The sequence below is a fragment of the Pseudoalteromonas sp. XMcav2-N genome, from assembly GCF_024124545.1.
In the GTDB taxonomy this organism is placed as follows: domain Bacteria; phylum Pseudomonadota; class Gammaproteobacteria; order Enterobacterales; family Alteromonadaceae; genus Pseudoalteromonas.
Genome location: NZ_JAMXSF010000030.1, coordinates 22,498 through 33,187, shown reverse-complemented (window position 1 = coordinate 33,187; position 10,690 = coordinate 22,498). Strand labels below are relative to the sequence as shown.

Sequence of the window (10,690 nt, the reverse complement as noted above, 5' to 3'; positions counted from 1 at the left end):
CGTACTTTCTTTCTGGGATCTTTAGTCTGTTTGGAGAGCTTACTAAATTCAGAGGGCAGCAAAATCATTATCACATCGATGGATATTAGATTTTGATATTAGATCATAAATTTAATCAATTTGGTATCAGCACTGAAAAACAGGTTTAAATGGATCCCGCATCGTGTGCGGGATGACAACGGAGTGGGTTGTTGGAGGTGTGGTAGAGCTGGGAAAACCTGGAGCCGCTGCAGGAAATCCACACCGTACGTATGACAAATACACCGAAACAAACCTACTCAGCACTGAAAAACAGGTTTAAATGGATCCCGCATCGCGTGCGGGATGACGACGGAGTTGTTGTTGGAAGTATGGTAGAGCTGGGTAAACCTGGAGTCGCTGCTGGAAGGCCACTCCGTACGTATGACAAATACACCGAAACAAACCTACTCAGCACTGAAAAACAGGTTTAAATGGATCCCGCATCGTGTGCGGGATGACAACGGAGTGGTTGTTGGAGGTGTGGTAGAGCAGGGTAAACCTGGAGCCGCTGCAGGAAAGCCACATCGTAGGCATGACGAATACATCGGAGCAAACCTACTCAGCACTGAAAAGCTGGTTTAAATGGATCCCGCATCGCGTGCGGGATGACAACGGTGTAGTTGGTAAATGTCGTAGAGCAGGTGAGCCTGGAATGAATTAAAAGTGGTGTATGTTGTGCTCCTTTATACGCCGAGCTTTTTAAAGTTTAGCGACTTTGCGACTGAGTGCAAAGCCCAGTGAGTCTGTGAAGCTATTGCCGGAATATGGCAGGGGACACGGCTGTTTGTCTTTGACACTGGCTATCTTGCATTGCTCTGTGTGCAATGAGTCGTTATGATAATTGTTCATTGCCGTGGTTTTGAGCTGATTGTGTCTCTGTATTTACTCGTTCTGCTTGTCATTTTTGCCCTATTTGGGTGTGCCTCTACTTATCTGGTGAAGTTTATTTATTGCTATTGGGTAAAGAAGCGGGTTGAGATCCGGTACGTATGGTGGGCATGTCTGTGTGCGTTGTTGATAATACCTATCTCATTGCTGAGCCAATGGTTGCTCTAGGGCTGACATTGGTGACGTGATGGACTGCCAGATGGATTAGACCTCCTGGCAGTCAAGAAATGACTTGCTGGATTATTTCAATGTGATTGCCTGACATTGGCTATTGATACATAACGCCTGAATAGGTAACACCTGCTTGCAAACATCACTGGGTGGAGTTTGTTGGTTAAGCGCCTGTTCTTGTCGTGTTATTGCCAAAGCTCTCTGCTCTACCTGGCTTTCTTCAACATTGCGTACAGAGTAAACAACATACTGACTTGGACCACCGCAGGTTTGTCGCTCTCCGACTCCGATTACTTTGCACTGAAAGCTGGCATCGCACCCTTTATCAGCCACTAACTCTGACAGTGCCTGGTTGTCATCACTGTCGGTTACTTGCGTGGACTGGGTACTACCACAGCCAGCCAATAGAGCTGTAAGGAGAAAAAGTGCCAAACACTGATACTTCATTGAAAATCCCTAGTAGGTTGCCTGGTTTGAATGCTCGAGTTTAACACATTTATTGTTAACGCACTGAGTGGCTGGCACAGTCAAGTGCTGGCAAATACTGACCATTTGATTTTTGGCATTATAGGTGGCTTCGGCATGTGTCAACTTGTCGGCCACCTCTTTCACCTTCTCTGGATCCGCTGTTTTTGTTGAGAATATGACATAGTCTGAGGGTCCGCCACAGGCCCGACTGCCAACCGGAAGCACCTGACACTGCGCAGTGGTGTCACACTCTTTGTCTTTGGTAATAAATTTAAGATAGGCACGTTGGTTTTTCAGCCTGGCTTCGCTGATCGCATCTTCATCTATCTGGGCGATGGGTTCTGCCTTGTGTACTTTGTCTGCTGGAATCGGCTTGCTATTCCCAACATCATGCCTGACAGCGGATTTTGTTTGTAGTTTGGCTGGCGCAACTGTTCGCTCGTTTGCGCTACTCTGCTGAGTGTTAGTGGTCTCCTCGTTGTTCACGGGGTCATTACCTGAAGCACTGCAGCCGGCAATGAAAAACAAACTACAAAGAGAAAGTTTAAACGCGTTCATATCAGATCCTGTCTATTTTTCTTCCAGTGTGCCGCGCTTTTTCACTTGTGACAAGATTCACGCACCAAGTTTATTGGCGCGTGAGACGGTTATAGCCCACCAAGAGTAAGTTTTTGAGGATCCAGCAATTCACGTAGCTTAGTCTCACTTAAATCAGTGTGCTCGGCAGCAACCTCAATGATGGGTCGCCCCTGCTGATAAGCCTGTTTGGCGATAAAGGCTGCTTTTTCATATCCGATCACCGGATTTAAGGCCGTAACCAAGATTGGATTACGAGTGAGTGCCTCTTGTAGCCTTGGCTCGTTGACCTTAAAGGTCGCAATGGCTTTGTCGGCAAGCAGGCGCGACATATTCGCCAGCAGCTCAATACTCTGTAAAATGTTATAGGCAATTACGGGCAGCATCACATTCAGTTCAAAATTTCCTGACTGGCCGGCTACGGTGATAGTGGCATCATTGCCGATCACCTGTGCACTGACCATGGCTGCGGCTTCTGGGATCACGGGGTTGACTTTGCCTGGCATAATGGAAGACCCAGGCTGTAGAGCTTGTAATTCTATTTCACTCAGGCCTGCCAGAGGACCTGAATTCATCCAGCGAAGATCGTTGGCAATCTTCATATTGGCCACTGCGAGCGTTTTTAACTGGCCCGATAGCGCGACGATGGCGTCTTGCGATCCGATGTTATAAAAGAAGTTTTTGCTGGGTGTGAAGCGGATCCCCACATTACTGCTCAGATAGCTGTTAAAGGTGGCTGCAAAACGCTCATCGGCATTCACCCCGGTACCAACAGCTGTGCCGCCTTGTCCTAACTCATAGACCTTCTCGAGCGCCTGTACTATGCCTTCGCAGGCAGAATCAACCTGGTGCTGCCAGCCACTGAGTGTCTGTGCAAAAGTAACAGGCATGGCATCCATCAAATGGGTGCGACCTGTTTTTACTAAGTGACCGACTTCTTTACTCTTATGCTCAATCACCTGAGACAGGTGCTTAAGCGCGGGTAGTAGCTCATACACCGCCAAAATTGCACTGCTAACATGAATTGCTGTTGGGATCACATCGTTGGAGCTTTGTCCCATGTTTACATGGTCATTAGGGTGGACTGTCTCGCCACTGAGCTGACTGGCCAAAGATGCAATCACTTCGTTGGCATTCATATTCGAACTCGTACCTGAGCCGGTCTGAAAGACGTCGACAGGAAACTGTGACAAGTGTTTGCCATCAATGATCTGCTGACAGGCAGCAACAATTGCCTGGGCCTTATCTGAACCCAGATGACCCAGCTCCTGATTAGATTCTGCGGCTGCTTGTTTGATGTAAGCCAGCGCACGAATAAAACTGCCAGGCAGTGTTAACCCACTAACCGGGAAATTGTTAATAGCACGCTGAGTCTGTGCCTGATAAAGCGCATCTTGTGGCACGTCTAACACGCCCATGCTATCTGAAACTTGTCTAAATTCGCTCATAACTACTCCTAGCTGTACGGATTAAATTCATGGCTGATGATCCTGGCCTCCCGCTCGAGGAGGTAAAATTTATGTAGGCCTCTGCGCTTTGCTTTGTAGTAGCGCTTCAGAGCGAGCAGCGGCTTATAGATTTGTTCCAGGCACTGTTGTCGCACACAGGTGTGCACCAGAGGATCAGCTATGTGGTTTAGTAATTCAAAGAATACTCGCCTGAGGTACAGTTCCTGAAGCAATGCACAGGATTGTCGCTCGTACCATTTTGCCAAATCACACCCGGCACTGATAAACTCTGCAACCTGCTGAGGTGCATCAAGGTAAGGGCGGGTGCAGTGTGCATTCAGATGCGGCTTAAAATTGATGAGCGCAAGCGGTGTCAGCATAGTGGAGTATCCCTTTAGTGTAACGATAATAATTATCATTACACTAAAGGGGAGTGTTAGCAAGCCCTGATTGTGGGCAGAGCTTACGCGGATTAATTATACCCAAGCAAAAACTGCTGGGCCGTTTTCTCGCGTTCTTGTTCCGGGCTGGTCAGGAGATCCGCCACTTCCTGACAGTAGTCTTGGCTTTCCAGTAAATTAGGTTCTGCATCCGTGTCTATCAGACCACGGCTTGTTAAAGGTAAATGAGAGAGATCTGAGGTTGTCATAATGTGCTCCAAGCGTTGTGTCGAAATTTCAGTATAGACAATGCATGCTTTATACCAAGGATAAAATTGTATGTTTTTTATATGTTTAAGGTTATGCAATTTAAAACTGCTTGCATTTTAGCGACAGGATTGCATCAATAGAGCGCAAAATTGGATCACAGAGGTGCAAGATGGATAAACCTTACTCTCAGGCATGTGAGAATAATAAGCTGCCAATACTCGAAAAAATACGCCCTTATTTAACAGAGGTCACGTTTGTACTGGAAGTCGGGTCAGGTACGGGGCAACATGCCGCTTGTTTTGCGACTGCGCTGCCTCATTTAACCTGGCAATGTAGTGATCTGGCCGTCAATCATGCTGGGATCCTGATGTGGAGTGAAGACAGTGGCGCCCGCAATTTACCCGTACCACTCACACTCGACCTGGCATCCACACCCTGGCCGGTGGCGGAGGTCCCTGCGATTTATACCGCGAACACCTTGCATATTGTGTCTGAAACTTTGGTCAAAGCCTTTTTTGATGGGGTGAAACAGCACCTGGCTGCAGGTGGACTGCTAATGGTTTATGGTCCCTTTAATTATAACGGCCAGTTTACCTCACCCAGTAACCAGGACTTTGATGGTTTTTTGCGTAGTCGCGATCCACACAGCGGGATCCGCAATATAGAATGGATCTGTTCTCTTGCCGCACAAGCTGAACTGGTATTGCAGGAAGATTATGCGATGCCGGCGAACAACCGCTTACTGATTTTTAAACGGCAGTAAACTCGCACACTGGTCACGGTATTGTGCCATATGTGAGCGCTCCCGGGCCAGGTAGTCATCAATTGCCTGTGCAAAATCTGGTTGACTGATGTGGTGGTAAGAGTGGGTGATAACCGGCTCAAAACCCCGTGCCAGCTTGTGCTCTCCCTGTGCGCCGGCGTCAAAACGGCGCAATTTGTGACGAATGGCATACTCAATTCCCTGGTAATAACACAGTTCGAAGTGCAGGTGGTTATGGCTTTGAAGCGCGCCCCAGTAACGGCCATACAGGGTGTGCTCGTCGTGTAAGTACAGACTTGCTGCCACGATTTTATCCTGCTGAAATGCGCATATAATGGCAACCTGAGCGGCCATGGTCTCGCAGATACGCTGAAAAAAAGCGTCGTTCAGGTAGCCCTGATGTCCCGAGCGCTTGAGATAGGTGGTGGCATAACACAGGTAAAATGCCTGTCTTATTTCTTCCGTGATCTCGTCGCCCTGATACCAGCGGATCGTGAGCGCCTGACCCTGGATTGCTTTGCGTTCCTTATTGATGGACTTACGCTTGCGTGACGTCATTGCGCCAAGAAAGTCGCCGAAATCCGAATAGTCATGATTTTTCCAGTGAAACTGCACACCGTGTCGCTCCATCAGGTTCTGGCGCTGCCAGCCTGCTAGCTGCGTCGGGAAATTGATATGCCAGCCCGACCAGCTTTGTTGTTTTGCCTCCTGGTGCAGCGCAGCCGTTACATAGTCATAAAGTGCATCGGGTATCGGGTTGCTGGATAAAATGCGACTCCCCACCACAGGCGTAAACGGAATGGCACAGATCCACTTGGGATAATAGGGCAGCTGGTGGCGCTCGTACGCTTCGGCCCAGGCCCAGTCAAATACGTATTCGCCATACGAGTGGAGCTTGATATAGCCGGGCAGCAGCGCGATCAATTGAGTGTCCTTATACACCAGCAGGTGATAGGGCAGCCAGCCTGTCTGCTCACCAACACAGCCGCTATACTCCAGTGCGTCCAGCCAGGCAATACTGCTAAACGGAGACTGGCCAGAAAGTGCTGTATGCTCGGTGGCGGTTAGTGTCGAAAGCTGAGTAATAAAGCGATGTTGATACATAGATTATTACATTGCCTTGCCCAAAAACTGTATCAGCTGCGCAACCATAGGGTCATAATCCGGATTAAAGGACACCCGGACCAGAGGCGTATATTGTGCCAGGTTTGTTGCACTGCGCTCACCAAAATACGGTTTTTCGGTCGTCTTACAGTGTGTAAAAGCTGCGGTATCCTCCAGGTAGGTATCGCAATTGCGAAAGGTTCCCGCTCTGCCGTAATAAGGATGATCCGGTGGATTTAAAATACCAATATGCGACATATCAATGACCCTGTCGAGGGTGGCGACTTCAGTCACGTTTATCGACTCAGGTAATGCTGCAATGGATGTTGGAGCATAGACGCGCAGTGCCAGCGGGGCAGTGCTATCCTGTGCCCAGCGGGTCAGCAACTCATAGGTCACCTGACTGTCAATGGTGCCATCAACATCGCTGGCAATGGTCAGAGTTGGAAGTGAGGCTGGTAATTTAGCTGCTCGCATATTGGCCATGGCTTCTTCTACCAGCGTGACCGCGTGTAAAGGAAATGACTCATATTTTGCCAGATCCAGATCGGCCCCTTTATCAACCCAGTCAACCCAGGGCAGCCAGTCCAGCCATTTTGCCAGCCAGGCCACTTCGCTGTGGCTTTGCGTGGCTGGTGCCACTAGCACTAATGCTGCCAGGTTATCAGGCCGACGGGCTGCTATTTCCGTGGTTGCCAGGGCTGCGCCGGTTGAGTAGCCAAGCACTGCAAACTGGCTATAATCACTGGCTGTTCGCGAAATGGCATAGCGCACATGCTGTTGCCAGTCCCGGTAGTCGACTTCTTTCAGGTCGCTGGCTGCAGTGCCATGGCCGGGTAACAACATAGTCCTGACGTCATAGCCTTGTGCATACAAATCCGCAGCCAGAGTATGAAAAATAAAAGGTGAGTCGGTTAGTCCATGGATCAGGAGTACAGCCTTTTGGTTGTTCGGATGCGTTAATTCAAATGGGGCAACGTAATCAGCTATCTGAGTTGCAGGCTCAGGGAGTCGCGCCGACACTTTGGTAGCCAGCTCACAACGAAGTGTGGCTTTTGGGTTGCGTGTCAGGATCAGCGCCCGGGTTGCTCTGAGATAGGCTGCGTACGACTGCGCCTCGGGAATATCCAATACGGCAGGGCCCGCTTCATTGGCATAGCGATACGTGCCCTGCTGCGCATCGGTTTGATAGCGTGACAAGTCGTTTATCTGGTCCAGACAGGTCTGTGCCTGTGTTGGCGTCGCAACAAGTTGTGCCAGGCTGGCCAGTATGAACAATAAATACCCTTTTTTAATCATGACAGTCGATATTGTATTAAGCATTGCACCAGCTTATCGCGCTCCAGTGGTTTTGCAAGGTGGCTATTAAACCCGACAGCGACCGCATAGGCCTTATCCTCGGGCATCACGTCGGCAGTCAGTGCGATAATCGGCAATTGTTGCTGACTGAATCGTTTACGTAATAACGTGGTTGCCTGATAACCGTCTAACAATGGCATTTGACAGTCCATAAGCACCAGATCAAAGTCCTGCTCCCCACACACATCGACGGCCTGCTGACCATCGCTCACGAGGACAAACTCAACTTCAATAGACTGCAGCATGGCTTTAATAACCAGTTGATTCACTGGGTTGTCTTCTGCAACCAGCACATGCATGCCCTTCAGTAAAGAGTGGTCAAGTTCGGCTTTGTCTGCCAGCAGGGCATCGCCGAACGGACAGCGCAAAGAAAAAGTGAAGGTGCTGCCTTGTCCCGGGGTGCTTTGTACTGTGAGTTGCCCATCCATCAGTGCCACCAGTTCTTTGCTGATAGCCAGACCAAGACCCGTGCCACCAAAGCGCCGGGAGGTGGAGGCGTCGGCTTGTGTGAAAGGTGCAAAAATCAGCTGCTGCTTGTGAGAATCGATACCAATACCGGTGTCGATGATAGAAAAAGTAAGTAGGTAGTCACTGTCGCCATGAAGCACTTCACAGTGGAGGGTCACCTTACCATTGTCGGTAAACTTGATGGCATTACTGCACAAATTAAGCAGGATCTGCTCCATTCTGAGTTCATCTGCCTTAAGCCAGCAGGCACCACTGATATTGGTATTCAGTTGCCATTGTAATCCTTTATCCGCGGCGCTGGTGGTAAACAGACTATCGATCCGGCCAAGTAGTTGTTGTAAATCAAAGTCATGACGCTCAATGACCAGGTGGTTAGACTCAATTTTGGCAATATCGAGAATGTCATTGACCAGGTTAAGCAGTGTTTTTGCAGCCATATCAATGCGACTGGCATAAGACTGAAGGGTGTCAAATGAGTGGGTTGTTTTCATCAAAGAAGCAAACCCCACCACTGCATTTAATGGCGTACGGAGTTCGTGGCTCATATTGGCCAGAAACCGACTTTTGGCCTGGTTCGCTCGCTGGGCATCTTCAACAGCTTTGCGCAGCGATTGAGTGCGCTGTTCCACCAGGTGGTTAAGTTCATAATGCTGATAGTTGTTGAGTAGCACAATAAAAGTGATCAACGCGGTAATGCTGAGCTGTAACAGCAGCAGTAACACGGTTTGTCTATGGTTGAGACTGGCGACAAAGTCCGCTCTGAGTTCAAGCTTAATACGCCATATCTGGCCACCAAATTGAATCCGGGTTTCGAACAGATTGTCTGCAGACATTTGGGTGGTCGAGAATGGATGATTACGATAGAAAGGCTGTGTATCGTTGCCATCAAATACGGCAACGTTGTAACTGTCAGCCTGAGACTTTTTCAACACAGAGCCCAGTAGGGTATCCGTTTGCACCACGGCTGTGGCATAACCCAGAATATCAGCCTGTGGATCAGTGGCGTCACGATGGTAGACCGGTGAAAACAACAGATAGGCCGGGATAGGTAGATCGCTTTGCACTAACTCAATGATGTCTGTGGCCTGTGGTCGTACGGTGATCGTTGGATTTTCTAATGCCTGCTTGCGATTTTCCCGTGAATACACGTTAAAACCCAGTGCACTGAAGTTCTCGGCCTGTGGTGAAACATAGGTGACGACCACCAGGGGATCATCGGGGGCCAGCGGCAACCCTTTGAGTTTAACCCGGCCATCATAGAGTGTATCGAACTGGCGCTGAAGCGCATTCCCCTGTGTTTGGTTTAGTCTGACATTCCAGGAAATAGCGCGTAAGAATGGGTAGCGGTTGCGCTGCTGCTGCGCAATCTGATGAAATTCCTCAGCGTTCACTTTACTGAGTGATTGTAGCTTTGCAGCCACCCCTTGTACTGCCAGCATGCTGAGATTGACCTGCTGCAACAACAGGTTTTCTATCAACCTCAGTTCTCTTTGCGCTTCTCGTTTTGCAGCCTGAATGTTGCCCTGATTATATAAATAGGTGGTCAGTACCACAGATAAAAATAGCACAAAGCTGGTGGCAAAAACGTTGCGACTGCGGTGATAACTGTGTTGTTCAAACGCCCATGCGTCGAGCATCAGCAGCAACAGGGGAGTAAAAATCAGTATGCCGAGGCTGTCGCCCAGCCACCAGGCCACCACGTTTTGCCAGTGATGAGTGAATTGATACTCGGGGTTAAACAGGCTGAGCGAGAATACGCCGATATTCGCGGAGATCAGATTCGCGAGTATGCCAACCAAAAAAATGTAATAGGCAATGTGCTTGCGAGAACGCATTCGCAATGGGTCGCCGAGCCAGTGCCGCAACAGCAACCCGCCGGCTAACCCCTGCAAGCAGGCGCCTAATGCGATAATAGAGACCTGCAAAAACTGCGATAAGGTCGCCTGACTAAACACATAGCCATGGGCCGTGGTCCAGTTAAACAGCGCTGAGGCTAAAAATAAGCCGGGCAAAAAACGCCAGCCCCAAATCAGCACACCCACCAGACCGACGCCCGCCGGCAGCCAGATGGGCAACACCTGATCCTGAAACGCAAATGCGGTCAGGGCTTTGCCCAGCGCAAAATAGCTCAGTGTCATAAGCACATAAGCAACCCACTGATGATGCACTGTGCGAAATTGGAACTGCATATGGATCGAATCCTTTGCGTTAAACTGGCAGGGGTCGTTTGGTAAACGTTTGTTTTAAAACGATGGTTGACTCAATCCCTGCGATACAGCCGATGGCACCAAGACGATGTTTGACAAAATGCTCGTAACTGGGCAAATCCTCGGCAATGATTTCGAGTAAGTAATCATGCGCCCCAGACACCACTGAGCAGCTGAGTACCTGTTGCAGTTGCTCTGCATGAGACTCAAACTGGGTCGCGGCCTGTGCGGAGTTCTCACTCAGGCGAATAAACGCATACACCAGTACAGTATAGCCCAGTGACTGCGGTGCCAAATTGGCGTGGTAACCTAAAATCACCCCATCCTGTTGTAACTTTTTGACGCGCCTGAGGCAAGGGGTGTCAGACAAACTGGCTTGTTCAGCAAGTTGAGCATTACTGAGCCGGGCGTTGTCCTGCAGTGCCCGAAGAAGAATACGATCTTTGTTATCTAAGTGCGCCATAGTAGTGATTTCTGCTAATGATTAGGTTTATTTTTTATATTGTCGCCAATCTAGTCTAGCGTTCACATGAATTTTAGCAACTTTTAGCGCATAAGGTTTGGTAG

General features: G+C 49.2%; 11 protein-coding genes. 2 read left to right on the top strand and 9 right to left on the bottom strand.

Annotation, left to right across the window (positions count from 1 at the left end; genetic code table 11):
• Positions 1-402 precede the first annotated feature (402 nt).
• Entirely contained in the window at positions 403-603 is a 201-nt protein-coding gene (locus NH568_RS23415; protein ID WP_253111079.1) for a hypothetical protein, read from the top strand.
• A 546-nt stretch (positions 604-1,149) separates the two neighbouring features.
• On the opposite strand, the gene NH568_RS23410 is transcribed toward NH568_RS23415, so the two are convergent.
• The 5 genes from NH568_RS23410 to NH568_RS23390 all read right to left on the bottom strand — a co-directional run bounded on the left by NH568_RS23410 (position 1,150) and on the right by NH568_RS23390 (position 4,221).
• Positions 1,150-1,527: a hypothetical protein gene (locus tag NH568_RS23410; RefSeq protein ID WP_253111075.1), complete on the bottom strand. Its 378-nt coding sequence runs from the start codon at positions 1,525-1,527 to the stop codon at positions 1,150-1,152.
• Between the two features lie 9 nt (positions 1,528-1,536).
• A complete protein-coding gene (locus tag NH568_RS23405; RefSeq protein WP_253111073.1) occupies positions 1,537-2,106 on the bottom strand; it encodes a hypothetical protein in 570 nt (189 codons plus the stop codon).
• 89 nt (positions 2,107-2,195) lie between these two features.
• The gene (locus NH568_RS23400) at positions 2,196-3,572 is read right to left on the bottom strand and encodes a class II fumarate hydratase (RefSeq protein ID WP_253111072.1); all 1,377 of its coding nucleotides are present in this window, start codon (positions 3,570-3,572) and stop codon (positions 2,196-2,198) included.
• Between the two features lie 8 nt (positions 3,573-3,580).
• Positions 3,581-3,952 (bottom strand): hypothetical protein, encoded by a 372-nt coding sequence (locus NH568_RS23395; RefSeq protein ID WP_138545692.1) that lies wholly within the window; start codon positions 3,950-3,952, stop codon positions 3,581-3,583.
• 92 nt (positions 3,953-4,044) lie between these two features.
• The gene (locus tag NH568_RS23390; protein WP_171045672.1) at positions 4,045-4,221 is read right to left on the bottom strand and encodes a hypothetical protein; all 177 of its coding nucleotides are present in this window, start codon (positions 4,219-4,221) and stop codon (positions 4,045-4,047) included.
• Positions 4,222-4,391: 170 nt separating this feature from the next.
• Here NH568_RS23390 and NH568_RS23385 point away from each other — a divergent pair, with 170 nt between their 5' ends.
• Positions 4,392-4,985, top strand: a complete 594-nt coding sequence (locus NH568_RS23385) for a DUF938 domain-containing protein (protein WP_253111071.1) — start codon at positions 4,392-4,394, stop codon at positions 4,983-4,985.
• On the opposite strand, the gene NH568_RS23380 is transcribed toward NH568_RS23385, so the two are convergent.
• The 4 genes from NH568_RS23380 to NH568_RS23365 are packed head-to-tail and all read right to left on the bottom strand — an operon-like array spanning position 4,962 to position 10,586.
• Positions 4,962-6,089, bottom strand: coding sequence for a GNAT family N-acetyltransferase (locus NH568_RS23380; protein ID WP_253111070.1), 1,128 nt, complete (start codon positions 6,087-6,089; stop codon positions 4,962-4,964). The two genes, NH568_RS23385 and NH568_RS23380, sit on opposite strands and share 24 nt — an antisense overlap.
• Positions 6,090-6,095: 6 nt before the next feature.
• The gene (locus NH568_RS23375; protein WP_253111069.1) at positions 6,096-7,412 is read right to left on the bottom strand and encodes an alpha/beta fold hydrolase; all 1,317 of its coding nucleotides are present in this window, start codon (positions 7,410-7,412) and stop codon (positions 6,096-6,098) included.
• Positions 7,385-10,105, bottom strand: coding sequence for an ATP-binding protein (locus tag NH568_RS23370; RefSeq protein WP_253111053.1), 2,721 nt, complete (start codon positions 10,103-10,105; stop codon positions 7,385-7,387). The genes NH568_RS23375 and NH568_RS23370 overlap by 28 nt, the downstream gene beginning before the upstream one ends.
• Positions 10,106-10,124: 19 nt before the next feature.
• Positions 10,125-10,586, bottom strand: a complete 462-nt coding sequence (locus NH568_RS23365) for an Lrp/AsnC family transcriptional regulator (protein ID WP_253111051.1) — start codon at positions 10,584-10,586, stop codon at positions 10,125-10,127.
• Positions 10,587-10,690: the final 104 nt, after the last annotated feature.

What these genes read in the sequence shown, in the direction of transcription:
- NH568_RS23415 (WP_253111079.1), top strand. Translation starts at nt 403, where the DNA reads ATGACAAATACACCGAAACAAACCTACTCAGCACTGAAAAACAGGTTT.
- NH568_RS23410 (WP_253111075.1), bottom strand. Translation starts at nt 1,527, where the DNA reads ATGAAGTATCAGTGTTTGGCACTTTTTCTCCTTACAGCTCTATTGGCT.
- NH568_RS23405 (WP_253111073.1), bottom strand. Translation starts at nt 2,106, where the DNA reads ATGAACGCGTTTAAACTTTCTCTTTGTAGTTTGTTTTTCATTGCCGGC.
- NH568_RS23400 (WP_253111072.1), bottom strand. Translation starts at nt 3,572, where the DNA reads ATGAGCGAATTTAGACAAGTTTCAGATAGCATGGGCGTGTTAGACGTG.
- NH568_RS23395 (WP_138545692.1), bottom strand. Translation starts at nt 3,952, where the DNA reads ATGCTGACACCGCTTGCGCTCATCAATTTTAAGCCGCATCTGAATGCA.
- NH568_RS23390 (WP_171045672.1), bottom strand. Translation starts at nt 4,221, where the DNA reads ATGACAACCTCAGATCTCTCTCATTTACCTTTAACAAGCCGTGGTCTG.
- NH568_RS23385 (WP_253111071.1), top strand. Translation starts at nt 4,392, where the DNA reads ATGGATAAACCTTACTCTCAGGCATGTGAGAATAATAAGCTGCCAATA.
- NH568_RS23380 (WP_253111070.1), bottom strand. Translation starts at nt 6,089, where the DNA reads ATGTATCAACATCGCTTTATTACTCAGCTTTCGACACTAACCGCCACC.
- NH568_RS23375 (WP_253111069.1), bottom strand. Translation starts at nt 7,412, where the DNA reads ATGCTTAATACAATATCGACTGTCATGATTAAAAAAGGGTATTTATTG.
- NH568_RS23370 (WP_253111053.1), bottom strand. Translation starts at nt 10,105, where the DNA reads ATGCAGTTCCAATTTCGCACAGTGCATCATCAGTGGGTTGCTTATGTG.
- NH568_RS23365 (WP_253111051.1), bottom strand. Translation starts at nt 10,586, where the DNA reads ATGGCGCACTTAGATAACAAAGATCGTATTCTTCTTCGGGCACTGCAG.